26 protein-coding genes and 1 pseudogene are annotated in these 25,710 nt (G+C 64.0%); 7 read left to right on the top strand and 20 right to left on the bottom strand.

Features of this window, described 5'->3' with window-relative positions; all coding sequences use genetic code 11:
* Positions 1-663: 663 nt before the first annotated feature.
* The gene (gene proP / locus LPA36_RS13190; protein WP_228877115.1) at positions 664-2,133 is read left to right on the top strand and encodes a glycine betaine/L-proline transporter ProP; all 1,470 of its coding nucleotides are present in this window, start codon (positions 664-666) and stop codon (positions 2,131-2,133) included.
* A gap of 96 nt (positions 2,134-2,229) precedes the next feature.
* Here the strand turns inward: proP and LPA36_RS13185 are convergent, their stop codons facing one another.
* From LPA36_RS13185 to LPA36_RS13170, 4 genes are all read right to left on the bottom strand, one after another.
* A complete protein-coding gene (locus LPA36_RS13185; protein WP_228877114.1) occupies positions 2,230-2,700 on the bottom strand; it encodes a metallophosphoesterase family protein in 471 nt (156 codons plus the stop codon).
* 118 nt (positions 2,701-2,818) lie between these two features.
* Complete coding sequence (locus LPA36_RS13180) at positions 2,819-3,715, bottom strand: hypothetical protein (protein WP_228877113.1); 897 nt, start codon at positions 3,713-3,715, stop codon at positions 2,819-2,821.
* 279 nt (positions 3,716-3,994) lie between these two features.
* Positions 3,995-4,882 (bottom strand): hypothetical protein, encoded by an 888-nt coding sequence (locus tag LPA36_RS13175; RefSeq protein WP_407674281.1) that lies wholly within the window; start codon positions 4,880-4,882, stop codon positions 3,995-3,997.
* A gap of 400 nt (positions 4,883-5,282) precedes the next feature.
* Positions 5,283-5,678, bottom strand: coding sequence for a hypothetical protein (locus LPA36_RS13170; RefSeq protein WP_228877111.1), 396 nt, complete (start codon positions 5,676-5,678; stop codon positions 5,283-5,285).
* 283 nt (positions 5,679-5,961) lie between these two features.
* Here LPA36_RS13170 and LPA36_RS13165 point away from each other — a divergent pair, with 283 nt between their 5' ends.
* Together LPA36_RS13165 and LPA36_RS13160 are read left to right on the top strand one after the other, a co-directional pair.
* Entirely contained in the window at positions 5,962-6,621 is a 660-nt protein-coding gene (locus LPA36_RS13165; protein ID WP_228877109.1) for a response regulator, read from the top strand.
* Complete coding sequence (locus LPA36_RS13160; protein ID WP_228877107.1) at positions 6,618-8,021, top strand: ATP-binding protein; 1,404 nt, start codon at positions 6,618-6,620, stop codon at positions 8,019-8,021. The genes LPA36_RS13165 and LPA36_RS13160 overlap by 4 nt, the downstream gene beginning before the upstream one ends.
* Here the strand turns inward: LPA36_RS13160 and LPA36_RS13155 are convergent.
* From LPA36_RS13155 to LPA36_RS29520, 4 genes and pseudogenes are all read right to left on the bottom strand, one after another.
* Positions 8,003-9,037 carry a lysylphosphatidylglycerol synthase domain-containing protein gene (locus LPA36_RS13155; RefSeq protein WP_407674280.1) on the bottom strand — a complete coding sequence of 345 codons (1,035 nt, stop codon included), beginning with the start codon at positions 9,035-9,037 and terminating at the stop codon, positions 8,003-8,005. The two genes, LPA36_RS13160 and LPA36_RS13155, sit on opposite strands and share 19 nt — an antisense overlap.
* Positions 9,038-9,068: 31 nt before the next feature.
* Entirely contained in the window at positions 9,069-10,220 is a 1,152-nt protein-coding gene (gene hpnI / locus LPA36_RS13150; RefSeq protein WP_228877521.1) for a bacteriohopanetetrol glucosamine biosynthesis glycosyltransferase HpnI, read from the bottom strand.
* Between the two features lie 173 nt (positions 10,221-10,393).
* Positions 10,394-10,558 (bottom strand): annotated as a pseudogene (locus LPA36_RS13145) (hopanoid biosynthesis associated radical SAM protein HpnJ); the annotation flags it as partial.
* A 236-nt stretch (positions 10,559-10,794) separates the two neighbouring features.
* Positions 10,795-10,986: an ATP-binding protein gene (locus LPA36_RS29520; protein ID WP_324250940.1), complete on the bottom strand. Its 192-nt coding sequence runs from the start codon at positions 10,984-10,986 to the stop codon at positions 10,795-10,797.
* A gap of 97 nt (positions 10,987-11,083) precedes the next feature.
* Here LPA36_RS29520 and LPA36_RS13140 point away from each other — a divergent pair, with 97 nt between their 5' ends.
* Both LPA36_RS13140 and LPA36_RS13135 read left to right on the top strand, forming a co-directional pair.
* Positions 11,084-11,491: a hypothetical protein gene (locus LPA36_RS13140; protein WP_228877103.1), complete on the top strand. Its 408-nt coding sequence runs from the start codon at positions 11,084-11,086 to the stop codon at positions 11,489-11,491.
* 3 nt (positions 11,492-11,494) lie between these two features.
* Entirely contained in the window at positions 11,495-12,283 is a 789-nt protein-coding gene (locus LPA36_RS13135) for a sugar transferase (RefSeq protein WP_228877102.1), read from the top strand.
* Positions 12,284-12,333: 50 nt separating this feature from the next.
* On the opposite strand, the gene LPA36_RS13130 is transcribed toward LPA36_RS13135, so the two are convergent.
* The 6 genes from LPA36_RS13130 to LPA36_RS13105 all read right to left on the bottom strand — a co-directional run bounded on the left by LPA36_RS13130 (position 12,334) and on the right by LPA36_RS13105 (position 17,232).
* Positions 12,334-13,167: a shikimate dehydrogenase family protein gene (locus LPA36_RS13130; protein ID WP_228877100.1), complete on the bottom strand. Its 834-nt coding sequence runs from the start codon at positions 13,165-13,167 to the stop codon at positions 12,334-12,336.
* A gap of 97 nt (positions 13,168-13,264) precedes the next feature.
* Positions 13,265-13,612, bottom strand: coding sequence for a cupin domain-containing protein (locus LPA36_RS13125; protein WP_228877098.1), 348 nt, complete (start codon positions 13,610-13,612; stop codon positions 13,265-13,267).
* Between the two features lie 27 nt (positions 13,613-13,639).
* Positions 13,640-15,061 (bottom strand): FAD-containing oxidoreductase, encoded by a 1,422-nt coding sequence (locus tag LPA36_RS13120; RefSeq protein WP_228877096.1) that lies wholly within the window; start codon positions 15,059-15,061, stop codon positions 13,640-13,642.
* Positions 15,062-15,177: 116 nt separating this feature from the next.
* Positions 15,178-15,366: a hypothetical protein gene (locus LPA36_RS13115; RefSeq protein WP_228877094.1), complete on the bottom strand. Its 189-nt coding sequence runs from the start codon at positions 15,364-15,366 to the stop codon at positions 15,178-15,180.
* A gap of 349 nt (positions 15,367-15,715) precedes the next feature.
* Positions 15,716-16,834: a 3-deoxy-7-phosphoheptulonate synthase gene (locus LPA36_RS13110; protein WP_324250937.1), complete on the bottom strand. Its 1,119-nt coding sequence runs from the start codon at positions 16,832-16,834 to the stop codon at positions 15,716-15,718.
* An 89-nt stretch (positions 16,835-16,923) separates the two neighbouring features.
* The gene (locus LPA36_RS13105; RefSeq protein ID WP_228877092.1) at positions 16,924-17,232 is read right to left on the bottom strand and encodes a high-potential iron-sulfur protein; all 309 of its coding nucleotides are present in this window, start codon (positions 17,230-17,232) and stop codon (positions 16,924-16,926) included.
* Positions 17,233-17,579: 347 nt separating this feature from the next.
* Between LPA36_RS13105 and LPA36_RS13100 the strand changes: the two genes are divergently transcribed.
* Together LPA36_RS13100 and LPA36_RS13095 are read left to right on the top strand one after the other, a co-directional pair.
* Complete coding sequence (locus tag LPA36_RS13100) at positions 17,580-18,686, top strand: OpgC domain-containing protein (protein ID WP_228877090.1); 1,107 nt, start codon at positions 17,580-17,582, stop codon at positions 18,684-18,686.
* An 8-nt stretch (positions 18,687-18,694) separates the two neighbouring features.
* Positions 18,695-20,413, top strand: coding sequence for a tannase/feruloyl esterase family alpha/beta hydrolase (locus LPA36_RS13095; protein WP_228877089.1), 1,719 nt, complete (start codon positions 18,695-18,697; stop codon positions 20,411-20,413).
* A 42-nt stretch (positions 20,414-20,455) separates the two neighbouring features.
* On the opposite strand, the gene LPA36_RS13090 is transcribed toward LPA36_RS13095, so the two are convergent.
* The 6 genes from LPA36_RS13090 to LPA36_RS13065 form a co-directional block, all read right to left on the bottom strand.
* Positions 20,456-20,788 carry a 4Fe-4S dicluster domain-containing protein gene (locus LPA36_RS13090; protein WP_228877087.1) on the bottom strand — a complete coding sequence of 111 codons (333 nt, stop codon included), beginning with the start codon at positions 20,786-20,788 and terminating at the stop codon, positions 20,456-20,458.
* 14 nt (positions 20,789-20,802) lie between these two features.
* Positions 20,803-22,359 (bottom strand): FAD-dependent oxidoreductase, encoded by a 1,557-nt coding sequence (locus LPA36_RS13085; RefSeq protein WP_228877085.1) that lies wholly within the window; start codon positions 22,357-22,359, stop codon positions 20,803-20,805.
* On the bottom strand, positions 22,356-23,240 hold the full coding sequence (locus LPA36_RS13080) for an ABC transporter permease subunit (protein WP_228877082.1): 885 nt from the start codon (positions 23,238-23,240) through the stop codon (positions 22,356-22,358). The genes LPA36_RS13085 and LPA36_RS13080 overlap by 4 nt, the downstream gene beginning before the upstream one ends.
* Complete coding sequence (locus LPA36_RS13075) at positions 23,237-24,016, bottom strand: taurine ABC transporter ATP-binding protein (protein WP_228877080.1); 780 nt, start codon at positions 24,014-24,016, stop codon at positions 23,237-23,239. The genes LPA36_RS13080 and LPA36_RS13075 overlap by 4 nt, the downstream gene beginning before the upstream one ends.
* 69 nt (positions 24,017-24,085) lie before the next feature.
* A complete protein-coding gene (tauA, locus tag LPA36_RS13070; RefSeq protein WP_228877074.1) occupies positions 24,086-25,087 on the bottom strand; it encodes a taurine ABC transporter substrate-binding protein in 1,002 nt (333 codons plus the stop codon).
* An 81-nt stretch (positions 25,088-25,168) separates the two neighbouring features.
* On the bottom strand, positions 25,169-25,606 hold the full coding sequence (locus LPA36_RS13065) for a RidA family protein (protein ID WP_228877073.1): 438 nt from the start codon (positions 25,604-25,606) through the stop codon (positions 25,169-25,171).
* Positions 25,607-25,710: the final 104 nt, after the last annotated feature.

The raw sequence follows: 25,710 nt of genomic DNA, 5'->3' as shown, positions 1-25,710 counted from the left end.
CGGATTTTTTTTGCTCACGAGCCACGCTTTGCCCTGGGTTTTCACCCTCGACGTGGGCAAAATTTCACCTTCTCGCGCCATTCGCCCCACCGTTTTTAAGCCCCTTTTTCATTCCGGCGCAATCCGCGCAATCGCCCACCAGGCCTGGGATTGAGCAAGGTTCGACGAAGCGCGGAAGGCCATGCCGTTTGCACGATCCGCTGTTATCGTGCTACTATGTGTCTCGTTTCAACAGCAATCCACCTTCATTCACGTTCAATTCGCAGCCGGTTAATCTGTCTCGAACAGAGGCCTGCCAGTCCGGGTTGAATAGTTTTATACAAGAAGGCTTGTCGGTCGCATCGCGCTGCTCCCCTGCGGAGTGGCGAAAAATCACCGGCCTTTTTCGTTTCAAGCCTTTCAGTGGCGCGGGCGGGCAACCTGTCCTCCTCAGCGTCCTCATGCATCTGCCCCCCTTCCACGGCCACGCAGGTGCACCAGTCAGCAGCAACTCGAACGAGTGCATTTTCGCGACCACCCTCGCGAGGCACGGGCGTTTCTTTTTGTTCGTCCGCGTGTGGCAATGCGTGCCACGGCCAGCAAACGTCTTCGCGAAACTGCACTTTCCCGGCACCCGTGGCGGAGCGCTCACGCGTTTCAGCCGCAGTCATTGGAGAACTTACCTTGACCGCTTCCAGCAACGGTTTCTGGCGACATCACAAAAAAGAAAAGAGCCTCACGCTCGACGACATCACCATCGTTGATAAATCCCTCCTCAAGCGCGCCGTCGGCGCCATGGCGCTCGGCAATGCGATGGAATGGTTCGACTTTGGCGTGTACAGCTATATCGCCGTGACGCTCGGCAAGGTGTTCTTCCCCTCGAGCAGCCCGTCCGCGCAGTTGATCGCCACGTTCGGCACGTTCGCGGCCGCGTTTCTCGTTCGTCCGATCGGTGGCATGGTGTTCGGGCCGCTCGGCGACCGCATCGGCCGCCAGCGTGTGCTCGCAATGACGATGATCATGATGGCGCTCGGCACGTTTGCCATCGGCCTGATTCCGAGCTATGCGTCGATCGGCATTTTCGCGCCGGTGCTGCTGCTCGTCGCGCGTCTCGTGCAGGGTTTCTCGACCGGCGGCGAATACGGTGGCGCGGCGACCTTCATCGCCGAATTTTCCACCGACCGCAAGCGCGGCTTCATGGGCAGCTTTCTCGAATTCGGCACGCTGATCGGCTATGTGCTCGGCGCGGGCACAGTGGCAGTACTGACTGCGACGCTCTCGCACGAAGCACTCCTTTCGTGGGGCTGGCGTGTGCCGTTCCTGATCGCGGGTCCGCTCGGTCTCGTGGGTCTGTACATCCGGATGAAGCTCGAAGAAACGCCCGCGTTCAAGAAGCAGGCCGAACAGCGCGAAGCCGAAGACAAGGCCGCGCCGAAGCACTCGCTGCGGGATCTGCTCGCGCAGCACTGGAAGCCGCTTCTGCTGTGCGTCGGCCTCGTGCTGATTTTCAACGTGACCGATTACATGGCGCTGTCGTATCTGCCGAGCTATCTGTCCGCAACGCTCAACTTCAACGAAACGCACGGTCTCTTTCTCGTGCTGGTCGTGATGGTGCTCATGATGCCGATGACGCTCTATGCGGGGCGTCTGTCGGACCGTATTGGCCGCAAGCCGGTCATGCTCGCGGGCTGCGTCGGCCTGTTGCTGCTGTCGATCCCTTCGCTGCTGCTGATCCGCACCGGCGCGATCGTGCCGGTGTTCTTCGGCCTGCTGATTCTGGGCACGCTGCTGTCGTGCTTCACGGGCGTGATGCCGTCGGCGCTGCCGGCGCTCTTCCCGACGAAGATCCGCTATGGCGCGCTCGCGATTGGCTTCAACATTTCGGTATCACTCTTCGGTGGCACAACGCCGCTCGTCACGGCCTGGCTCGTGAACTCGACCGGTAACCTGATGATGCCGGCGTACTACCTGATGGGCGCCTCGCTGATCGGGATCGTGTCGGTGCTCGCGCTGAGCGAGACGGCCCGCAAGCCCCTGCCCGGCTCAGGTCCGTGCGTGGCGACACGCGCCGAGGCGCACGCCGTGTTGCGCGGAGAACGCGAAGCCGCCGAGATGGACGAAGCCTACGCAGCGGCCGCAACGGCGCGCGCGTGAAGCTCGCACGCTTTAGCGGGTAGCGTTCCGGCGGTATGAACGTCCGCCCGTCTCTATCGCCTCAAAGGAAAGAGCCAGCCTCGCGCTGGCTTTTTTTCATTCGATCAATTGACGCAGCGACGCCTCGGCCTGCCTGCCATCGACCAGCAGGATCGCCGCCGTGACCGGCAATTTAAACCTGCGTGGACCCGCGCTGCCTGGATTGAGGTACAGCACGCCATCGCGTGTATCGATCAGCGGCTTGTGCGAATGCCCGGTGATGACAACGCCGATTCCCTCTTCGCGCGGATCGCCTCTCACATCCGCGATATCGTGCACGACGAGAATCTTCGTTTGCTGCACGGTCACGATCGCGTGCGTGCGCAGCGAAGCAGCCCAGTCGCCGAAATCGTTGTTGCCGCGCACCGCGCTGACCGGCGCGATCTGCGCGAGCGCGTCGAGCACGGGCTGCCCGCAGATATCGCCCGCGTGGATGATCGCCTCGCAGCCCGCGAGATGCGCGAGCGCTTCGGGACGCACCAGATTGTGCGTGTCGGAAATCACGCCAATGCGCGACGGCGTTTTCATAAGGACACCATGCGTCCGGTTTTCGTTTTGTGGTTAACGGGCTTGTCGATGTTGCGGGTCATGCCTGGACACGACCGTCCTGCGATTTGCATCTTGCCGCGGCGGCTCTTTCGAGCGTCTACCGTGCAGACGAGTTGGGCCACGTCAACGTGAAACGCACACTGCCGCGCGAAGGCACATAGAGCGCGCGGGCGCGTGTCACGCCGTCGAGCGTGGCGAGCACACGATATTGTCCCGATGGCAACCGTGCATACAGATACGGACCTTCCGTGCGCGTCGAGAGCACGACCGTACCATCGGCACGCGAAACCTGCACCGCGACGCCCGACAGATACTCGCCGTTGCCAAGCGTGAACATCGCGCGCATGTTGTAACCCGATGCGAGCTGACGCAACGCGGCGGCTTCGTCCTGTCCGACGCCGCCCGTGACGAAGTCGACCCCATGGTCGCGTCCAGCGGGCAGTCCGCCGCGCGTCGCGTCCGGGACCGCGTTCGTCACCGGGGCTCCCGTCGTCACGGAAGGTGCATTGGCCATTGTGGTCACTGATGTCTCGCGCTGCGTTCGCGGCGGCGGTTCATTACGCGCCGACGCGGGCGCTGTGCTTTCGACGGCAACCTCACCTGGCGGCACGGCCGGCGCCGCCTGGCTCGTTGCCGGCGCGGGACGCGGCGTAGCGCCTGGTGTACATCCGAGGCCCGGAATGCTGTCTTTCGAGCGTCCCGCCGGGCCGGGCTCACGCCCGTCCACGAGCCACGAAGGCAACGTAACCGCCTGGGCGCTGGCGCGTGGAGTCAGCGTATCGCGCAGGTGCGCGAGGACGGCCTGGCGTGCGCCGGGCGTCGTCGCCTGCTGCATCTGCGCACAATAGTCGGTGCGTTCGTCTTCGCTCAGAAGCTGGGAGGGAATCGTCTCGGGCGGCCGCTGCGGGCGCGCGCCGGACGCCGCCATCGCCGCGGCGCACAACGCACCCGTCGCGACGACCCTCGACAGACGCAAACGCAATGTGCTGGACATGGGGAACCTCCGGCTCGATCCCGGCAACGCCCGGCGACCGGTTCCGGGCGCATTGTCCATACGCAAGTCCTGGTCTGGACGGGCGACGGCAGCAGCATCGTGGTTGCGCGGGAATGGGCAGTCAGGGAAACCCGTTCAGTGTAGCAAGCCGGTAACGCGAGTCCGCCGCAGCCAAAAATAACGCGAAATCCCCGCGCCCGACACGGCCCGTGCGGCCGGAACCACTCAATCAGCACGCACTGCGCGTGAACCATACCGCAATCGTGGACTCGCCGCCCGCTACTGCGCCGTTTGCTGGCGACGGTATTCGTTGTTCTTCATCTGAAGATAATCTTCGCGGTCCACTTCGTGAAGCTGTCGTGGATATTGTTCGGTCGCATCGAACCATGTTGTCAGACGCTGCTGCAGACGCGCCCCGGCCGGCGCCTGCAATGCGCCGAGATACGCATCGATAGCGAGGTAATAGCGCATCGTGTTGCGCTCCAGCAGGCCACGCACGCCGCCGATATATTCCGGTTGCCCCGACGACGCATTGTTCACCGTGGTGAAGCCGACCTTGTCGCTGCCGATAGTCGACAGATACGTCTTCATCGCCATGCGTCCCGCGACGCCATAACCATAGGCATAGGTCAGATGCAGGAATGTACGGCTCCCGCTGGCCGGTATCGCCTCCAGCACGATCCGGTAATCCTTCGTGCTGAGCGGCCCCGTATCGGCATTCAGCTCGACACGGAAATAGTCGGCGCTCGCCACCGCCGAGCGGTAGTGAAACTGCAGGCGATATGTCGACGACAGCTTCTCTTCCACCTTCTTGCCGAGATTGACGCTGAGTATCGCCGTGCCATTGGCTGTCGCCGCGTGGCAGTACTTGATGTTCAGATGCAGGATCAGCACGTCGCACCAGTTGGCCGGGCCGTTCGCCGGATCGTTCAGCGCGCCGTTCACGGTCGCGAACGGATAGTCGACGACAGCGTAGATGTCGCCCTTGAGATTCGTCGGCGATTCCGACGAATCCATATAGAGCGGCCGGTGAAACGGATTGTGATCGAGTTGCTGCGTCAGGCTCTGATACTTGCTGCGAAGCGTCGCCGCGTCGTCGGTGCCCTGGGCGCGCAGCGCGTGGCCAGGCATTCCCGCGAGCAGACATGCCGCCACCGCAACCCGCATCAGCCACACTGCGCGCACGCGGTACGTCGCCCGGCCTTTAGTCAGCACATGCATGTTTCGTCTCCAGTCGTTCGGCTTTCTCCAGCAAGCGCAGTGCCGCGCCTGACCTGACAAGCCGCACGGCCCGCTTCGGCCGGCCGCCTTGCAGGCCGTATGGATCATGCGCGCAGCCTGACCATTTTGCCTGACAGCGGGCCCACCATGAGAATACTTGCCATTCGTAAAGTCAGGGCATGCCGAAGTGCTGTCGACGTTCGATTCGACCAGGGCACAGGTGTTCCGGATCGCAACGCATGCAGCGATGGACAGGTGTCGTCAGGTGGGGTTACGGGAGAAGTTTGATGGAACAGATATCTGCGCAGTACGGCACGCAGGCGGACTGGCCGCTATGGGGTTCGCTTCAATGGCGAAATGAACTGCTGTGCGCCGTCGCGCAACACGCGTCGCGCTGTAGCAGTTCGAACGGCCTGCCGTTCATACGCAGATGCAGGATCACGAGCTTGCGCAGCGGGCAGTTCGAAGCCACAGAGACCACGCCGCCCTGTGCGGACGCCGCGCGATACGTCGCATGACGGCTGTGCAGCGCGCGGCTGAACGACATCGAAGCGACGTGCCGCGTCAGCAGCACGCTCGTGACGACACATCCTGTCGCAAGAAGCCGGAACGGCACGGATTCGAGCGCCGCTTCGGAGACGTCGAAGAGCAGCGACACAAGCGCGATGAGCTGAAGACACATCGCAGCAAGCGATGCGGTCAGCAGATGGGCACGCAGCATGTCGACAACGGCGGGCTTCATGACAGGTGCAATTCGTTTGTCCAGAACGACATCAGTGGAACAGCGCGCGCCCCGAAGCCGGCGCGCATACTCTGTCGCCGATAGTACCGATCCAACCTGAAGGAAATCTGAAGCCGCGATCGCAAGGAAAACGCGGGGAAGGCAGCGTAATATGCCTTCGGCGACGCTGTCGTCGTAGCACCGCGTGACATGACGGTTCACCTTCCGCAATCGTGAATTCGCAGTCCGCAGAACGACCGGCATGCGCCGCATCATCGTGACTCCAGAAACGGACCTATTTCCCATGCGCGTGCTTCTTGTTGAAGACGATGACCTGATCGGCTACGGTGTCGAAGCAGGCCTTCGTCAGGCGGGCTTCACCGTCGACTGGGCGCGGGACGGTCACAAGGCCGATCTCGCGCTCTCCACCACCGATTACGCGCTCGTCGTCCTCGACCTCGGCCTGCCGCGAATTTCCGGCACGGAATTGCTGCGCCGGCTGCGAAGCGCCGGCAAGGACGTGCCCGTACTCGTGCTGACCGCGAAAGGCACGGTCGCGGACCGCGTCGACGGTCTCGACGCCGGCGCCGACGACTACCTCGGCAAGCCCTTCGATCTTACTGAACTCATCGCGCGCTGCCGTGCGCTGCTAAGGCGCGCGCAGGGTCGCAGCGTCGAGCAGATCCGTCACGGCAGCCTCACTGTCGATCCGGCCGCGCGCACCGCTGCCCTCGATGGAAACCGTATACCGCTGACGTCACGCGAATGGGCGATCCTGCATCAACTGGTGACCAATCCGGGCGTGCCGCAATCGCGATCGCGGCTCGAAGAGAGCCTCTATGGATGGCAGGAGGAAGTCGAAAGCAACGCGATCGAAGTGCACATCTCGAACCTGCGCAAGAAGCTGGGCGCGGCGCTCATCACGACGGTGCGCGGGATCGGTTACGTCGTGGAAAAACCATGATGCTGGGCTCGATCCGCCGTCGCCTGATGCTGCTCGTGCTCGCCAGTATCGCGCTTGTATGGAGCGTCACGCTTGTGTCGAGTTACCGACAGGCGAGCGACGAAGTCAGCGACTGGGAAAACGCGCGCCTTGCCGAGCTGGCGCAGATTCTCGCGTTGCTCGACCAGCCGGATCTGGTCACGCTCGCCAACGCGCGCATCGATGTGCGTGAAGAAGAAAAAGGCGGCGACCCCGGCGCCAACGACGACGATGATGACGACACACTGCCGCGCGACGCGCTCTTTCAGGTGCGCGACGCCAATAACCGCGTGCTGGCCGCAAGCCCGCAACTCGTCGCGCTGCATGCCTCCGACCTGCCGGTGCCCGCTACCAGCGGCGCGCGCACGATCGAGCTCGGCGGGCAGTCGTGGCACACGTTCACGCTACGCGATACCGCGCTCGGCCATAGCGTGCGCGTCTTCGAACCCGCCAATACGCGTAGCGACCTCGTGAGCGGCGTCGCGCGGCGCATCGCGCGGCCGATCCTCATCGCGCTGCCGGTGCTCGCCCTCTTCGTCTGGTTCAGCATTGGCCTCAGCCTGGGGCCGCTCAAGACGTTGTCGAAGGCGATCCGCTCGCGCGATATCCACAAGCTCGAACCGATCGACATGGGCCGCGCGCCGGTCGAGGTGCGCCCGCTCGTCGACGCCATCAATCATGTGCTCACGCGCCTGCAACATTCCATCGAACGCGAGCGCGCCTTCACCGCCGACGCCGCGCACGAACTCAAGACGCCGCTCGCCGCGATCAAGGTCCAGGCGCAGGTCGCGCTGGGCGAGTCCGACCCGACGCTGCAACGCCTCGCGATGCAGCGCGTCGTGCAGGGCGTCGATCGCAGTGCACGGCTCGCCGAGCAGTTGCTGCTGCTCGCGCGGCTCGACGAACACGAAAAGGTAAGCACGTCGCCGCTACAGGCAGGCGTCGTCGCGCGCGATGCCGTGCTTGCGAACGAACAGAACGCGCTGCAAAAACACATGACAGTCGCACTCACCGGCGACCTGAAGGCGGAGATTACCGCCGAGCCCGTGCTGATCGGCATTCTGCTCGACAACCTGATCGACAACTCGATCAAGTACGGCCGTGCGGGCGGCGCCATCGAAGTGGCCGTGCGCCGCGAATCGCGACGCGTGCTGCTGACCGTACGCGACGATGGACCCGGCGTCGAGCACGGCGACCTCGCAAATCTGACGAACCGCTTTTTCAGGGCAAAAGGTAACGAGGCGAACGGCAGTGGGCTCGGCCTTTCGATTGTTGCGCGGATCGTCGAGCACTTCGATGCACGGCTAACGTTCAGCACAGGGATTGGCAATCGCGGGCTGGCGACCGAGATCTCGTTTCCCGCCTACGAGCCGGTGACCTGACGGTCCGGATCATTGCGTCGCGATACCCGCGACCACGCGCGGGCGCGAGCTTCAGGTGCGGATTCGGCGAACTGCCATGCGATGAGCCCGGGAATGAAAACCAGCAGATCGCGAATCCGGCGTGCACCCGCGAGTGCGAGGCACGTCGCCGGATCGAGGCCGAGGGCGCCGCCGATCAGGATAAAGCCGCCCTCCTGCACGCCAAGGCCGCCCGGCACGAAGAACGCGGCGCTGCTCACCGCCTGGATCAACGATTCGATCACGACGGCTTCGGCGAAACTCACCGGCGCGTGCAGGAAGTACAGCGCGATCCAGATCTCCAGCGAAGTCGCGATGCACTGCAGCGTCTGCCAGAAGAAGAGATAGCGCAGCACGGTCGCCCGCTGGCGCCAGATGTGTTTGATCCCCCGGTCGATCTGGGCGGACTCGCCGGTCATCGCGGCGAGTTTGCCGCTCGTCACGCGATTGAGCATGCGCGTGATGCGCTCAAACGGACTCGCGTGCTGCACCATCGCGAAGAGCACCAGCAGCGGCGCGAGCACGACGACGCCCCACGCCAGATCGCTGGCAAGACGTAACGTGCCCGATTGCGCGTGGGCAAACAGAAAGCCGATGCCGACCATCGTGAACATCAGCTGGCTGATGACCGTGAGCTGCATGTCGACGACAAGGCTCGCCACCGCCACGGACGACTTCACGCCCCAGCGTCGCAATATGCGAAACGACACGATTTCGCCGCCCACGCGCGCCACCGGCAACATGCTGTTCACCGACTCGCGTATCCAGACGAGACGGAGCATCTGCGTGAAACGTGGGCGCCGCGTGCCGCGAATCAGCGTCTGCCAGTCGCGTGCATTGGCGAGCATCGGCAGCACATGAACCAGCCCGGCAAGCACGAGACCGACACCCGCCTCACGCATCAGGCCAAAAACCGTGCCTGGATGCTCGCGCCAGACGAGCGCAAGCGAGATCAGAAGACCGGCGAGTGCCGTGATCCGACCGAGATGCTTCGTCAGCGATGTGCGCCTTGCGGCGGACAGATTGTCGTCACTCATCCTGAACCGGCGACAGCAGGCCATCGCCGTCCACATTGAAGCTGAACCCACGCCAGATCACCCGTGACGAAAAGAAGCTCGCCACGAAGATCGCAAAGGCCACCACGTCCCACGCCGGCAAGAGCCACAGGTCACGCACTCGCTGCCTGAGCGCGTAATCGAGCAGGACCTTGAGCACCATGCGCGCCGCCACGGAAGCCGCCACGCAGGCCCATGCCCACGGCGCGCCACCCGAAAATGCCGCGCCCAGCAGCGCGAATGCAAGCGGATACGTGAGCATGGAACCCAGATGCCCGCGCGGGTCGACACGACGTATCGTACGACTCCAGCGCAATTCGTGTGCGACGAGGCCGGCCGCGCTGGTCTCGACGCACGCGTGCGAGACGGCGAACGGCGGAATCACCACCCGCTCGCCGAGCATGCGCACCGCTTCGCCGATTGCGTGATCTTCTGCCAGATGATGAACGAACGGCGCGAAGCCGCCGATTTTTTCGAGCGTATCGCGGCGCATCGCAATAGTCTGCCCAAAGCATGGCCGCGCGAGCCCCAGCGCGAGACCGGTGACAACGCCCGGCAGAAACTGGTAGTTGGTGGCCATCGCGGACAGACGCGGCCAGAAGCCCGGATCGGGCGCGCCGCGATAAACGCACGTGACAAGGCCCACGTCCGGCTGCTGCAATTCGCCGATCACCTGACGCAGATACGTCGCCTCGACGCCGACATCGCTGTCCGCGAATACAAGCACGTCGTGCCGTACATGCGGCAGCATGTTGAGGATGTTGCTGATCTTGCGGTTCGGGCCATGCAGACGCACGTCCGCGATCACGCTGATATCCGCCTCGGGATGCGCGCGGCACAATGCGTCGAGCACGCTCAACGCCGGATCGGCCGGATCCTGCACGCCGAACAGAAACTGCACGTCGCCGGGATAGTCCTGCGCGCAAAAGCTCGCGAGATTGCTGGACAGTGCCCACTCGTTGCCATGCAGCGGCTTGACGATCGTCACCGGTGGAAAGCTCGCGGGCTCCGCGGCGGGACGCCTGAAGAAGCGGCCGGCCAGCGCCGCCGCCAGCAACGTGTAGGCGACACCGACGAGCGCGCATGCGCCACACGCGAGCGCCAGCGTAACGAGCAGCAGATGCATGGCGTGCGCCGTAGCGTCAGGCGCGATCAGCGCGCTCACGCTGTGCGCGCGCGCAGGAAGTGGAAGAATTCAACGCCCTCGCGCAGCCGGCGCTTCATCATCTCCCAGCTCATCAGCATTTCGCGGACGATTTCCTTCGCGTACCCGATCGCTTTTTCGATCGTGCCCCGCGTCTCACCAGGCAGACCGGGAACGCGGCTGTTGGCAATGAGTGCCGCGGGCTGTGCAAGCCACGCCGGGTACCAGAACGAGCGCACTTCCCGTCTCGCCTGACAGCGCGACCCTGCGCCCCCGTCGAAACCGTCACTGGACGGCGCCTGCACGAACAGTGTCTTCATGGAAACTCCGGCGAGCGGACGTGACAACGCGCGCGCCGCCCGTTCGCGGAACCGGTGCGTGCAGTCCGTGCTTTATTGATCTCAGGATGACCGCAGCAAGCGCGTCGGGCGCTTTTTTCCGGGATCTGTCGGGTCAGGTGTGTGCGAGGGAAATACTACCGGCGAAACATGAAGGAAATCTTAAGGACCATAGTGTGCTCCTTAGCCCGGTAGTCAACGATGGGTCGCGATGGCGGTCAGCGCGGCTGCAAGCCCGTCATGGATACCGTAAGACCCGGCGCGTCCTCATTGTTGTAAACGCTCAGCGTAACGCGATGCCGCCCTGCACTACGCGAGGCGATCGCAAGGCCCAGGCTGCTGCCCTGCCCTTCGGCATTTGCGATGCGATAGAAAGGGTCCAGCACGCGCACGAGTTCGTCTTCCCGAATGCCAGGTCCGTGTGCTTCTCTTGCCCGCCGTATCGCGTGTTACGATCGTCCAGCGAAAAAGCGTGGACGTGGCGCGTCTGAGACTGGAGGTCGGCCCATGGATGCGAAATATCTGGCAAGCGGCGCAGGCGTGATCGTGCCGCCGATCTGCGGCTTTGTCGGCAATCTGCTGCTTCGCCGCAAGGAAGCCTTGCGCTCCAGCGGCACCGACTGGCTGCTCGTTTTGTGGGTGTTCGACCTTACCGCCGCGCTGACCGTCGATGAATTCGTCAGGCTGATTCCGGGCCCCACGTTTCGCGAGCTTGCCGGTTTTCTCTTTGTGGTGCTGACCGTCGTGACACTGCTCATCTGGTGGGCTGTCGGCATTCTCGTCGAGCCGCGCGTACGCGCCAACGTGGAGGACTGGCGGGCAAAGCTCTGGCAATGGACGCTCTTCGTATGCGCCTACTCGATCGCCATGGCGGCGACGGCGTTCAATACGTTTATCTTCGTCTACCAGGGCTAGGCCATGTTCGCCGCCGCTGGCATATTCGCGCTCTTCCTGTTCATCTGCCTTGCGTGCGCAACGCTTTCGTTCGTCATTGTGTTTCGCAAGGATGTAGAGGCGGTCATCGCCGCGATGCGCAGCGAACGGGGATATGCATCGGCAGAAGAGGATACGGATTCCACGCCCGGCATGGCCGGCTTGTCGTTCATCGAACCGGGCATGCTGTCGAAGGAAATCTTCGACCGCACCGTTGCCGCGCTGGCGCTCGTCGCGCTGCTGCCGCTGTTCGCTCTTGTCGCAGCGGGCATCAAGGTTACGTCGCCTGGACCGCTGCTGGCCGGCCAGCGGCGCCTCGGCCTGAACGGAAAGGTCTTCACGCTCTACCGGTTTCGAACGATGCACGTGGCGCGCGATTCCACTGCTGCCGGTGTGTTCGCACAGGCAAAGGCGCATGATTCACGTATTACGCGGATCGGCGCGCTGCTTAAACGTACGTCGCTTGACACGCTACCGGAGTTTTTCAACGTGCTGACAGGCGACATGTCGATCGTGGGCCCGCGACCGGAGACCCTCGCCGCCAGTGAGCAGTTCAAGGAATATATCGAAGGCTATCGCCTGCGCTATCGCGTGAAACCCGGCATGACCGGCTGGGCCCAGGTCAGCGGAATCAACGGTGCACCTGAGACACACGAGGAACTGCAACGTCAGGCAAGCCTGGATCTTTTCTACATCCAGCACCACAACCTGTGGCTCGACCTGAGAATCGTATCGCTCGCGCTCGCGCAATGGGCGATGCCATCACGCACCTGAAGCGGGCGGGCATCACATTGCGTGAAAACCCGGCCCGCCTGCTTCGTCCTTTACTGCCTGATCTGTGAAACCGCGCGCAGCTCCTCGGGCGTGGTGGTACCGAAGCCAAAGAACTCAAGATAGGCCGGAATCATTTCGTACAGCATGTCGGTGCCGACCTGCACAGGGCACCCCTTGTCCTTCGCCGCGCGCAGAAGCGGCGTGTATTCCGACTTCATCACGACTTCGCCGACGAACGTGCTGGGCGCAATGCGGTCGATGTCGAACGGCATCGGGTCGCCGTCTTTCATGCCAAGCGGTGTGGCGTTGACGATCAGATCGAAACCCGCGGGGTCTCTGGAACCCGTGGTTACGACGAGTTGCGGATAGTGCCTGCGCAGACGGTCCGCAAGCGCTTCGACCGAGGCTTCGGCCGTATCGAAAAGCGCCATCTCCGCGACGCCCGCACCCGCAAGCGAAGCGGCAATCGCCGAACCTACCCCGCCGCTACCGAGCACCAGCACGCGCGCTCCTTTCAACACACGCCCCTTGCGCTCGACGCCTCGCACGAAGCCCGCACCATCGAACTGGTCGCCCAGCAGCGTGCCGTCCTCGCGTTTCAGTATCGCGTTGCAGGCGCCTGCGATGGCGGCGGTTGGCGTCACCTCGTCGACGAGGCTGATGGTCGTAACCTTGTGCGGCATCGTCACCAGCGCGCCCCGGATATTGGACATGCGGAACAGCAACGGAAGGAACGCAACGTAGTCTTCGGGCTTCACGCCCATCGGCATCACGATGGCGTCGATGCCGCTTTTCTCGAACCACGGGTTATAGATCAATGGCGCCTTGAACGCCTCCGTCGGGTAGCCGATATGCGCAACAAGCGTCGTTTTTCCGCTGATCATCGCGGTACTCCTTGAAGATTCACGTGACTGAATCACCATGCTAACAGGCCGCATATCGCAGCGAAAGCGATTGTCGGGACCGGGCGGCCGGACCGGTTCAGCCGTGTTCGTAATGCACGGCAAGCCAGAACGTCGGTTCGCCCGCATGCGTCCATGCCACACGATGCCGGCAATACGCAGGAATCCGTACGTAATCGCCGGGCTGCATCACGTGCGGTTGCGCGATGCCTTCAACGGGCGTTTCGAATTCAAGCGCCGCTGCGCCCGCGATGAGCAGAACCCATTCCTCGTGAGGACTGTCGTACCAGAAGTCTGGTGGGCTCGCCTGCCCCGTCGAAATGATCCGCTCGATACGCAACCCCGTGCGATCGACGAGCGTGTCGAACCGCTCGCCGGAAGCCACGTGTCCCGCCACATCGAGCAGACTACCGGTCTCGGGTTTCATCGCGCGTATCCCTTTGATGGCAGCAACTCAGGCCAGCGGCTTGAGGCCTTCGAGCAGCGTTGGGACCAGTTCGCTGATGGTGGGGTGGATGTGCATCGCGCGCACCAGCGTGGTGTACGGTGCGCCTGCATTGATGGTATCGATGAACGTGTGGATCGCTTCGTCGCCATCCACACCGAGAATCGTCGCGCCGAGAATCTGGCTTGTGTCGGCGTCGACCAGCGCCTTCATGAAACCCGCCGTCTCGCCTTTCTCGCGCGCACGACCCACGCGCGACATCGGCATGGTTGCAATCAGCGCCTTGCGGCCGGACTTGCGCACGTCCGCCTCCGACATCCCCACGCGCGCAAGCGGCGGATCGACGAAGACCGCGTACACCATCGTGCGGCGGTCGACGCTGCGCCGTTCGGCCGTCTTCGCTGCATCGATGACGTTCGCCGCGACGACCTGATAGTCGTGATACGACGTGTGCGTGAACGCGCCGCGGCCGTTGACGTCGCCAATGGCCCACACGCCGGGCACCGTGGTCCGCAGCTCGCCGTCGACGGGAATCATGTCGTGTTTGTCGACGGCGATGCCGGCTGCGTCAAGACCGAGATCGTCGGTATTCGGGCGACGCCCCGTCGCAAAGAGCAGATGCGAGGCGTCGAGCGCGGGTACATCACCATCGAAATGAATGCGCGCGGCGGTGCCTCCGCCTCCCTCCCCAGCCAGTGCTTCGAGTCGCGTGGGCTCGGCGTGAAAGCGGAATTCGATGCCCTCACGCACGAACACGTCCTGCATGGCCTTCGCGAAATCCGCGTCTTCGCGGTTCAGCACGCGATCGCCACGCACGATCACCGTTACGCGGCTACCGAAGCGCCGGAACACCTGCGCGAACTCCAGCGCGATATAACTCGCGCCGACGATCACCAGATGCTCCGGCAACGTTGTCAGTTCAAGCAATGTCGAGTTCGTGAAATAGCGGATATCGTCGATGCCGGGCAGTGCCGGCACCACCGGGCGCGTGCCGGTATTGATGAAGATCTCGCCTGCTTCGAGGTCCTGGTCTAGCTGACCGTTGCGTCCTTCGACATGCAGCGTGTGCGGGCCCGTGAAGCGCGCGTGACCGTTAAAGACGGTCACATTTTTCGCACCGCGCAGCCATTTTTCGACGCCATTGCGGGACTGGCCGATGATCTCGTCCTTGCGCGCCTTCACGCGCGCCAGATCGACGGTGATGTCGCCCGTGATATCGACGCCGTACGCAGCCGCGTGACGCGCCACGTGCGCGGCACGCGCGCATGCGACGTACGCTTTCGTCGGGGTACAGCCCACGTTTACGCAGGTGCCGCCAAATGCAGCGCGTTCGATGACGGCGGTTTTGCGGCCGCTGGCGCCAAGGCGGACCGCCAGCGGCGAGCCGCCCTGTCCAGTGCCGATCACGATCGCGTCGAATTGCTGGGGCATGGCAGACCTCCGGAAGCCGGTATGGGGTCGTGCCATCTTACACGTGACGTTTCCTGAGTGCGGTTTCGCGGGCCCTCAGTGCCGGCGGAGAACGCGGGCGTGGTTAACGTGGGATTTCAGCCTTCGCAGTACATATGGCAGATCAACTCGCGTGAGCGGTCGAGCGCGGCCTTTGCACCGCGCGTCGCGACGACGAATCCCACCTGGCTCAGGTTGAAATCCGTCGACACCATGAGCTGCATGAGCGACACCATCGGCAACACCACGGCCGGGTGATAAAGCTGGCGTTCGATCAGGTCTCTCATGTCCACTCCTCTGCCCGTGTGTATCTGTGGGGCGCTGCATCCATTGGTTCGATGGAAGCAATTCTAGAGGGGACCTGTCCACGGATAAATGGGCAGAACGCGAAGTCACATGTCGGTGAATTCGAACAATCGGCGAACCCCGCCGGGCAACCGTCGGCGCTCGCCTGGCAGATCCGGCGCGACATCCGCCGGAATTGCGGCGAGATTGCAACTGGATCGCGGCGGGGGAAAATTCAGGAAAACGCAGGAAAACTGGCCGGGGCGCCGCGCAGCATCACAACGCCCCGTCGGCTGGATCGGACCAAAGCCGGCCTAAACCGGGCCCATGCCCCTGTTATCAACCCGGATTTCAACCCGCGCGGCGCGCCCGCACGGCCGCCGCGAGCCTGTCGAGCACCGGCGCGGTCTGCGCCCATGACAGGCAGGCGTCGGTGATCGACACGCCGTAACGCAGCGGCACGCCGGGTTTCAGGTCCTGACGCCCTTCCTCCAGGTGGCTTTCGATCATCACGCCGATGATGCGGCGATCGCCCGCCGAGAGCTGTCCGGCCAGATCTTCGGCCACATCCATCTGCCGCAGGTGCGACTTGCCGGAATTGGCGTGCGAACAGTCGATCATCACCTGCTCGCGCTGTCCCAGCTCGCGCAACGCCGAGCAGCACGCCTCGACGCCGGCGGCGTCGTAGTTCGGGCCTTTCTTGCCGCCGCGCAGGATCACGTGGGCGTCGTCGTTGCCGCGCGTTTCGAAGATTGCCGCCATGCCCATTTTCGTCATGCCCATGAACGCGTGGCTTGCCCGCGCCGCGACGATCGCGTCGGCGGCAATCTGAACGCCGCCGTCGGTACCGTTCTTGAAGCCAATCGGACAGCTCAGGCCGGACGCCAGCTGGCGATGGCTCTGGCTTTCCGTCGTGCGCGCGCCGATCGCGCCCCAGGCGATCAGGTCGGCGATGTATTGCGGGCTCAGCAGGTCGAGGAATTCCGTCGCAGTGGGCAGGCCGAGGCTGCTGACGTCGAGCAGGAGTTCGCGCGCACGGCGCAGCCCCTCGTTGATGCGGAAGCTGCCGTCGAGTTGCGGGTCGTTGATGTAGCCCTTCCAGCCGACCGTCGTGCGCGGCTTTTCGAAGTAGACGCGCATGACGACGAGCAGGTCGTCCTTGAGCGCGTCGGCCGCTTCCTTCAGACGATGCGCGTAGTCCATCGCCTGCTGATGGTCGTGGATCGAACAGGGGCCGACAATGGCCACGAGGCGGTCGTCCCGGCCATGCAGGATGTCCGCGATCGCCGAGCGGCTTTGCTCGACGAGCGTCTGGACGTCCGGCGGAACCGGCAGCTCGTCCTGCAGCAGCGCCGGGGAAATCAGGGGACGGACGGCGCCGATGCGGGTGTCGTCGATGCGGGTGGTGTCCTGCGTCGAGTCGGCGCGGCCGGCTTCCTGATCGTGCAAAGGGTTGTCCAGGCGGCTCAAGATAGTCTCCGTAAGGCGGGTTGCGACAGGGCGGACAGCAAACCATGATTATCGCACCGTGGCGCGGACCCGCGACCCGCGTGCAACGCTTACGAATTCGTCCAGGACGTGCACCAGCCGCGTGCAGCGACCTGTTTCGGGCCGAAGAGCGCGCAACCGCCGTACGGATCGCTCGCGCCACCCTGGAAGAGCGAGCAGTTGCTGCAGGTCTGACCGGCGGCCCAACTGGGGAATTTCGCGCGGTCGACCTTCGCTGCGTCGAGCCGGTAGCCGAGTTTCTGTGCAGCGGGGTCGTCTTCGGTGAGTTTCGGCGCGTCGGCGATGGCCGCACGGGACAACGCCAGCGACGACACCATGCCGGCGCTGAGAATGAGAAAACTGCGACGCGATGCTTGCATGATCGAATCCGGATTTATGGGGAGGCCAGTCGGAAACCGCTCTGTTTCGTGCATTGTCGCAGCATGGCGCTGCGCTTGCCACGCGTGCTCCCGACCACCTCTCTTTACGCGTTCCTGACTGTGCCACTCGCATTGGAGATCCTGAAGGCGAATACACAAACCGATTCGATGCACGTCGCTTTTATATCGTCGACGGCCGCTGGATTACCACGCGCCGACAGCGCGATTTCAGTTAGCTGGCAGCACACAGACTTCGCACGAATTCAATTGACACCGCTCGCGTTTACACGGAACGATCCGCTTTTATGCCGCTCGTACAGAGAGACATACCGCACGCGGGAACATCGATGAACTCGCATCAAGGCCGCTCGATCGAAGTGGATTTTTTCCGCGGAATCGTGCTGATCGTCATCGTGCTGGACCACATTCCCGGCAGTGTGCTGTCGCATCTGATGCTGCACGCGTACGCGCTGTGCGATTCAGCGGAAGTGTTCGTGTTTCTCGGCGGCTATGCGTCGGCGGCGGCCTATACGGCCGTGCTCGAACATCGCGGTCCGGGCGCCGCCCAGAAGCGCTTTTTCAGGCGCTGCTGGGAGATCTATCGTGCGTATCTGCTTACCGCGGTACTGACGCTCGTCTCGGGCGCCGCGCTCGCGCTCTTTCATCTCAACCAGCCGATGGTCGATCTGACCGGCTGGCAGCCGTTTTCCAGCGCGCCTTTGCGCGAAACACTCGACATCGCATTGCTCAGGCGCCAGCCGTACCTGTCGAGCGTGTTGCCGATGTATGTGATCTTCGCGCTGTGCGTGCCGTTTGCGGTGCCGCTCGCGCGCCGCTCGGCGCTCTTCGCGATGACGTCGAGCCTCGTTATCTGGGCGCTCGCGCGTCCGCTAGCCTCGCTTTTCAGCATTGACGACGTCGGCGATTGGGCTTTCAATCCGTTTGCATGGCAACTGATGTTCGTACTCGGTATCCTGTGCCGCGTGCAGCCGGTCGGTGAGCGTTTCCATATGTCGAATGCCGCGCGCTGGCTGACGCGCGCCGCCGTCGCCGCCGTGTTCACGTTCGCCGTGGTCAAGCTTTTCGTGCTGACGCAGGCGTTGCCGGGTCATCTCAAACAGAATCTTTCAATGGATCGTGTGATCAATTTTCTCGTCATCGCGTGGCTTGCCGCGCGCTTCGTGCACACCGGCAGCATCGCGCGGCTTGCGCGGCGGCTGCCGGCTGTCGTGACCGTCGGGCGCACGGGGCTCGTGTGTTTCGTCACGGGCACGCTCGTCTCGCTCGTCGTCGATACCGCGACGCCGCGCGGCCTGACCGGCTTCGAACACACGATCGTGGCGCTCGCGGGCGACCTCGTTGCGATCACAGCGGTGCTCGCGATCGCGCGCGCCTGGAGCGAATGGAAAGGTCAGCAGGCGCGCACGGCCGTCAACAGCGCCGGCTGCGGATGAGCGCTCGCATGGCGTTCTACGGCGCTCTCCGCGCCTTCGTCTCTGTGTGCGTGACCGTCGCTGCGCCCCTGCGTGGACCTGCGCATGACCGTTCGCGGCTGCGTATCTGTTCCGCACTGCTGCTGACAGGTGGCATTGTCAGCACAGGCACGACAGCCGCCGCCGAACCCAACCTCGCCATGCAGTGCACGCAACTCGCGGGACTCCTTCTTTCTCCCGCGATCATCGGCCTGCCGACCGCTGGCGCGCAGGTCGACACCGCGGAGATGATCGCCGCGACCGCCCACAACAACCAGGACGGCGAATACTGCCGCATTACCGGCAGCATCAAGCCAGTCAAGGTCGGCACGCCCGACATCCGCTTCGACGTGAACCTGCCGCGCCGCTGGAACGGCCGTGCGTTGCAGGTCGGCGGCGGCGGCTATAACGGCGTCGTGGTGAGCGGCACCGGGGTGATGCCCTTCTCGCCGAACCGCGCGCCGCTCGCCCAGGGGTACGTGACGTTCGGCGACGACTCGGGCCACGTCGGCAATTCGGCGCTCGCGGTGTTTGGCCTCGTCGACGAAGCGGTCGTGAACTTCGGCTACGCGCATCTGAAGAAGACTCACGACGCCGCACTTGCACTGATCGAGATCGCGTACGGCCGACGGCCGGATCACGTGTACTTCGGCGGCGGCTCGACGGGTGGACGCGAAGGCTATACCGTCATGCAGCGTTTCCCCGACGACTACGACGGTGTGATCGCCAATTCGCCGGCGCTGAATTTCTCGGGCGTCCGTCTGCTCGGCGTGAAAGTCGGGCAGACGGAGTACGGAACGCCTGGCGGCTTCGTGCCGCCGCCGCTCCTCGAACGCGTCTATCAGCGCACGCTTGAAGTGTGCGACGGGCTCGATGGCGCAGCGGATGGCATCGTGAGCGACGTCGGCGCATGCCGCAAACATGAGCCGGATGTGATTGCTTCGTTGCGGTGTCCTTCGGGCGAAGCCGATGTCGCAAACGACGACTGCCTGTCGGACGCGCAGCTCGCAACGCTCGATGTGCTGCGCGAGGGTTTATCGCTGCCGTGGCCGCTTGCGTGGAACGTGAACCGGTATCGCGGCTACAACGTGTTTCAGGGCACGCTTTTCACCGGCATGCTGGGTCTCGCGCACAACGACAGCCGCGGGACGTCGCCCACGATCGTCGCAAACGGCTATCTGTTCTCGCAGGGCGACGGTTATGTGCGGTACTTCATCGCGCGCGATCCAGGTTTCGATTCGCTGAAGTTCGACGTGCTGCATCCGGGCCGCTATCAGAAGCAGATCGTGGCGCTCTCGCAGACGATCGGCGCGATGAACACCGACCTGAGCCGTTATATCGCGCGCGGTGGCAAGCTGATCACGCTGCAGGGTCTCGCCGACGAAGTCATCAGCCCCAACCAGACGATCGCGTACTACGAAGCGCTCGTGGACCGCTTTGGTGCGGGCAAGGTCGATGCGTTCATGCGCCTTTACATGGTGCCGGGCTTCCAGCACGGCAGCGGCGCGTTCATTCCGTCGACGGATCTGCTCGGCGCGCTCGACAACTGGGTGACGCGCGACATTGCACCGGAAACGCTGACCGCAACCGATATCGCCGCGGCGACCAACGGACGTTCGCGTCCGCTATGCCGGTATCCGGCGTTTCCGCGCTACAGCGGCAAAGGGAACGTGAACCGCGCGAGCAGCTTTATCTGCGCGGAGCCTTGAAGGGTTTTTCTGAAGGTGACGGTGCCGCCTGCGACGTCCCGTTCATGTGATGCCCATCTCGAAGAGCCGATGCGTCTCATCGCGTTCCGTGCCGCCCGCACGCGCCTTGTGCCAGCCGAGCGCCCGGCCGTAGCTGCCAAGCTGCGCCCGTTGCACGAGTTCCTCCTCGCGCACCACGACGTGCTGGTCGCGAAACGGATGAACGTACATCGCGTCGACAGGACAGTACAGTTCGCACATGAAGCAGGTCTGACAGTCGGCCGGACGCGCGATCACCGGAATGGCGCCCGCCACCGTATCGAAGACGCCCGTTGGGCAGACATCGACACAGCGATTGCAGGACGTGCAGCGCGACGTACTTATCAATTCGATCAAGGCAGGTTCTCTCTTCAGGCGTTCACGGTTTCGCGAGCGATTGTGAGCGTGTCGATACCGCCGATCACCTGCCGGTAACCGGCCGCATCGTCTCGTTGCGGATAGTCGCTGCGCCGATGGAGCGCACGCGATTCGCGGCGCTCAAGCGCGCTCCGGTAGGCGAGCTTCGCGACATACACCAACGCGCGCGCCGAGCGCGCGGCGGCAAGCTTCGTGTCCGCGGCCACAGGTTGGGTCAGTGCGGCGTCGAGCGTCTTCGTCGCCTGCACGAGTCTCGCTTCATTGCGAAACAGATTGACCTGCGGCGGCAGGACGTCAGAGCGCAACGCTTCACGCGCCGTCGCGGGATCCGCGATTGCGATCTCTTCGTACGCGGGCCAGCCAGCGGCATCGACACCCCGCGACGATGCGACGCGCCTCTGCCGTGACGCAAACCCGCTCGCCGCCTCGCCAGCCCATGCGCCTGTCGCGATGGCCCACGCCGCATTCGGCGAGCCGCCGCCGCTGCGTCCGCCTACAATCACTTCGCGCGAGGCCGCGTCTCCCGCAGCGTAGAGACCGGGCACGTCCGTCGAACAGTCGGTGTGAGCAAGCCGGATGCCACCCGTGCCGCGCACCGTGCCCTCGAGTCTCAGCCCGACTGGGAAGCGCTGCCGGAAAGGATCGATTCCCATCCGGTCGAACGGCAGGAACGCGTTGGCCTGACCGCTGCGCAACCAGCGCTGCACGTCCGCGTTCGCTCGATCGAACGTCGCGAATACCGGCTCGTCTATCAGCACGCGCGCAACGGAAACGAACGCTTCATCGTCGACGACCGGAATCTCGCTGCCGTCTTCCCGCGAGTAGCTCGCCCACATGAACGGCAGCCCTTTTGTCACCGACGAGAACGCGGCTGCAAGACCGTACTGGCTCGAGAATTCCATCCCGGAGAACGTAGCACCGGCTTCCGCGGCGGCGAGATGCCCGTCGCCGGTACAGACGTCGGTGCCCAGCGCGCCGCCAAGAAAAGCACAACCGCCCGTCGCGATGACCGTGGCGCCCGCGCCAACGCGCCAGGTCGAGCCGTCGCGCCGGATGCCGTAACCGCCTGTCACCCTGCCATCGTGCCGGACGAGCCCCAGCACAGGGCTGTGATCGAGAACGGTCACACCGGCGCGGCGAATCTGCTGACGCATGAAGCGCATGTAGTCCGGCCCGCGCAGCGTGGCGTAATTCGCCGTGCCGTCGTCTTTTCTCGCGAACGGATAGCCGAGGTCGCCCAGCAGATGCAGGCGCCCGACCACATTCGCCAGCAGTGCATCGGTCCACGCCCGTTCGTTCAGGCCGCCCCCGGACGCATGTCGTTCAGCGAAGTGTCGCTCGTAGTCGTTCGAATCCGCGACGTACCAGACGTTGTTGTTCGACGCCGCCGCGGCACCCGACGTGCCGCAATAACCCTTGTCCGCGAGAACGACCGTGGCACCCCGCCGCGCGGCACTCAACGCCGCCCATGCGCCCGCCGGGCCACCGCCCAGCACCAGCACGTCGACGTCGAGTGCAATGCTGTTCCCTTTGCCCGTCGCCGCGCTCATGCCTGCCCGTCCCATGGCACAAGCGTGCGCTGCAGACGGCGCAGTCCCCATTCGAATGCCGCCGCGATCACGGCAATAACGACGATGCCCATCACGACGACGTCCGTCACCAGAAACTGCGCCGCCGACTGGATCATGAACCCGAGCCCCCGAGTCGCCGCGATCAGCTCCGCGGCGACCAGCACCGACCAGCCCACGCCGAGACTGATGCGGATGCCGGTCAGGACATCAGGCGCCGCCGAAGGCACGATCACGTAGCGGACCAGTTGCCAGCGCGTAGCGCCCAGCGCCTGTGCACCACGCAGACGGCTTGCCTTCACGCGGCTCACGCCCTGGCGGGTCGCGATGGTCAGCGGCGCGAAGATCGCGAGCCAGATCAGCAGAATCTTCGACGGCTCGCCGATGCCGCACCAGATCACGATCAGTGGCAGATATGCGAGCGGGGGAATGGGCCGGTAAAACTCGATCAACGGATCGGCTATCGCCTGCGCCGTGCGGTTCACCCCAACCAGCACGCCCAGCGGCACGGCCGTCAGCACGGCGAGCCCGAGCGCAGCAAAAACGCGCGACAGACTCGCAAGCGTGTGCTGCAGCAACGTCGCATCGCTGAATCCGACAGTCGATACCGCGACGACCTTCTTCAGGACGGCAAGCGGAGATGGGAGGAACACGGGGCTGACCCAATGCATGGCGGCGGCCAGCGACCAGATCGCAACCAGCACGATCACCGTGACCGCGCTCACCGCGCGCGAGCGCGACGCGGCGCCACGTTCGCGGCCAGCGCCGCCGCTACCCGGTTGCGTGGCGCGGGCTTCGGGGCGCGCAGGCGCGACGCCAGTACGCGCGTCTGTGTTGCCCGTAAGGGTGTTGGCTGTCGTCAAGCTTCCTCCATTTCGCCGGCAAAGAATCCGGCTTCGATTGCGTCGCGCAGTGCGATGAAGGCCGGATCGTTCTTGATCTGTCTGGATGGCTCGCCCGCGACGAAGCGCTCGCCGAAATGCAGACGGCGAACCGAATCGATACGTCCGGGGTCGGCCTTCATCAGGACGAGATCCGTGGCCATGAAGAGCGCCTCGGTGACGTCGTGCGTGATCATCAGGATGCCTTTGCCGTAGCCGGTCCATAGTCGCAGCAGATACTCCTGCATGCGTGTGCGCGTCAGCGAATCGAGCGCACCAAGCGGCTCGTCGAGCAGCAGGAAGCGCGGATCGACGGCGAGCGAGCGCGCAAGCGCGACGCGCTGGCGCATGCCGCCCGAAATCTTCCACAACGGATAGTCCGCGTATTCCTCGAGCGACGTCAGCGCCAGCAACGACTGCACCTTCGCCGCGCGCTCGGTGCGCGGCACGCCGGCCAGCGTGAGACCGAAGCCGATGTTCTGCGCCACGTTCTGCCACGGCAGCAGCGCGTCGTCCTGAGCCACGACGCCCCGATCGGCGCCCGGTCCGACAATCGCGTGACCGTCGATGGTGAGCGTTCCCGAAGAAGGCGTCACGAAGCCGGCGATCGCATTCAGCAACGTCGTCTTGCCGCAGCCTGACGGACCCAGTACGACGGTAAAGCTGCCGTCGCGCAGATCGAGATCGATATCCGAGAGCACCGTGCGAAGTCCGCCCGGGCTCTCAAAGCTCACGCTGAGCGAATCGATGGAAATCATCGTGTACGCCTTTCGCTGACGGACAGCGCGGGTTGTTGACGTTGACGCAAAGCGCAGTGATCCGGCGACCTAGTGTCCGATCGCCTGCTGGACGACGGATGCCGTGACGGTCGGCCGGTAATCCGGCAGCACTTCGTCAATGCGCTTCTGGTCCTTCAGAAAGCGTGATGTATCCGCAAGCGCGGTTGCCGTCCCGCCGCCGAGCAGCGTCTGCCCCGACTGCTCGCTCAGGAGCGGAAACGTCGTACCGCGCAGCAACGCCGGAACGTCCGCCGGATCCGAGCCGCTGATGCGTGCGATCTCCCGGACCTGCGGCGAATTCGCCGCCCAGTTCGCGCCGTCCTTGCGATATTCCGCGTTGACCTCACCCGTCACCTTCGCGAACGTCACAAGGAAATCCGGATGCGCCTGCGCGAAGTCGTTACGCGCCACCCAGGCGAGGAAAGTCGGCGAACCCCAGCTGCGCACCTCGGCGGACGTCGTCAACACCCTGCCTGTTTTCGCGACCTTGCCGAGCGCCGGGTCCCAGATATAGGCCGCGTCGATGTCGCCACGCTGCCACGCGGCGGCAATTTCCGGCGGAGCAAGATTGAGGATCGTGACCTGCTGCGGCGAGATGTTCCAGTGCTTGAGCGCGGCGAGCAGGCTGTAGTGCGTCGTCGATACAAATGGCACCGCGATCTTCTTGCCGATCAGATCCTGCGGGCTGTTGATGTTGCTCCCGTTACGTACGACGAGCGCTTCCGCGGAGCCGATTTCCGCCGCGATGAAAAACGTCTGCAATGGCAGCCCGCGCGTGATGCCCGCAGCCAGCGGACTGCTGCCGGTGAAACCCACCTGCACGTCGCCCGAGGCCATCGCGGCGATCACTTCCGCGCCGGTCGAAAACTTTCTCCAGTTGATCTTCCAGCCGCTCGCCTTTTCGTAACGCCCTTCCGCCTGGGCGATCTTCGACGGTTCGATATCAGTCTGGTAGCCGATCGTCACCGTCCTGTCGGCCGCGAGCGCCGGGCCCGCCAGCATCGCAAACGACAGAGCGAGCGCAATGCGTCGCGTGATTTTTCCATACATGATGAGTGTTCCCCGAGAATGGTTGCGCCGGTCGGGCGCGCGATGATTCAGATGATCCGAAAGTGACGGCTCCCGCTCGCGTCAGGTATGGGGCTGCGACGCCGTTGCACGTTTTTCGCGCGAGAACAGCACGATGTCGACCTCGACGCGTGCGTCGCGGCCAAGGCGCGACACACCCACCGTGGTGCGCGAAGGCAGCCGTTGTGGATCGTCGAAGTACGCGTCGTATACGCGATTGAACGCCGCAAAATCGGCATCGAAATCACGCAGATAGATACGCACGAATACCGTGTCGTCCAGCGCGTAACGCGCATGGGAAACAATGCGCTTCAGGTTGTCGAAACACAGCCGGGCCTGCGCAGTGATATCGCCAGGCAGCGGCGCGTCGGGCCGTTCAGGGTCGACCGGCAACTGCCCCGTTACATGGAGCCAGCCGTCGGCTTCGACCGCGTGGCTGTAGCGCGCCGAAACGGGCGCGGGTGCGGCGGCTGCAACGGTGTGAAAAATCGTCGACGACAACTGAGTCCTCTCCGCCACGGACCGACCCGGTTCAAAGGTCGGTCGTTGTTATGACAACGGCTATCAGGAGGTCAGTATAAGAACCGGCTTTCGCCCATCAAAAC

The organism is Paraburkholderia saeva (assembly GCF_907164555.1).
GTDB classification, from domain to species: Bacteria; Pseudomonadota; Gammaproteobacteria; order Burkholderiales; family Burkholderiaceae; genus Paraburkholderia; species Paraburkholderia saeva.
This window is presented reverse-complemented; position numbering and strand designations above follow the sequence as displayed.

Coding starts and splice junctions, on each gene's coding strand:
- LPA36_RS13185 (WP_228877114.1), bottom strand. CDS start 2,700: ATGAAAACGCCGTCGCGCATTGGCGTGATTTCCGACACGCACAATCTG.
- LPA36_RS13180 (WP_228877113.1), bottom strand. CDS start 3,715: ATGTCCAGCACATTGCGTTTGCGTCTGTCGAGGGTCGTCGCGACGGGT.
- LPA36_RS13175 (WP_407674281.1), bottom strand. CDS start 4,882: ATGCGGGTTGCGGTGGCGGCATGTCTGCTCGCGGGAATGCCTGGCCAC.
- LPA36_RS13170 (WP_228877111.1), bottom strand. CDS start 5,678: ATGAAGCCCGCCGTTGTCGACATGCTGCGTGCCCATCTGCTGACCGCA.
- LPA36_RS13165 (WP_228877109.1), top strand. CDS start 5,962: ATGCGCGTGCTTCTTGTTGAAGACGATGACCTGATCGGCTACGGTGTC.
- LPA36_RS13160 (WP_228877107.1), top strand. CDS start 6,618: ATGATGCTGGGCTCGATCCGCCGTCGCCTGATGCTGCTCGTGCTCGCC.
- hpnI (WP_228877521.1), bottom strand. CDS start 10,220: ATGCATCTGCTGCTCGTTACGCTGGCGCTCGCGTGTGGCGCATGCGCG.
- LPA36_RS13140 (WP_228877103.1), top strand. CDS start 11,084: ATGGATGCGAAATATCTGGCAAGCGGCGCAGGCGTGATCGTGCCGCCG.
- LPA36_RS13135 (WP_228877102.1), top strand. CDS start 11,495: ATGTTCGCCGCCGCTGGCATATTCGCGCTCTTCCTGTTCATCTGCCTT.
- LPA36_RS13130 (WP_228877100.1), bottom strand. CDS start 13,167: ATGATCAGCGGAAAAACGACGCTTGTTGCGCATATCGGCTACCCGACG.
- LPA36_RS13125 (WP_228877098.1), bottom strand. CDS start 13,612: ATGAAACCCGAGACCGGTAGTCTGCTCGATGTGGCGGGACACGTGGCT.
- LPA36_RS13120 (WP_228877096.1), bottom strand. CDS start 15,061: ATGCCCCAGCAATTCGACGCGATCGTGATCGGCACTGGACAGGGCGGC.
- LPA36_RS13115 (WP_228877094.1), bottom strand. CDS start 15,366: ATGAGAGACCTGATCGAACGCCAGCTTTATCACCCGGCCGTGGTGTTG.
- LPA36_RS13105 (WP_228877092.1), bottom strand. CDS start 17,232: ATGCAAGCATCGCGTCGCAGTTTTCTCATTCTCAGCGCCGGCATGGTG.
- LPA36_RS13100 (WP_228877090.1), top strand. CDS start 17,580: ATGAACTCGCATCAAGGCCGCTCGATCGAAGTGGATTTTTTCCGCGGA.
- LPA36_RS13095 (WP_228877089.1), top strand. CDS start 18,695: ATGGCGTTCTACGGCGCTCTCCGCGCCTTCGTCTCTGTGTGCGTGACC.
- LPA36_RS13085 (WP_228877085.1), bottom strand. CDS start 22,359: ATGAGCGCGGCGACGGGCAAAGGGAACAGCATTGCACTCGACGTCGAC.
- LPA36_RS13075 (WP_228877080.1), bottom strand. CDS start 24,016: ATGATTTCCATCGATTCGCTCAGCGTGAGCTTTGAGAGCCCGGGCGGA.
- tauA (WP_228877074.1), bottom strand. CDS start 25,087: ATGTATGGAAAAATCACGCGACGCATTGCGCTCGCTCTGTCGTTTGCG.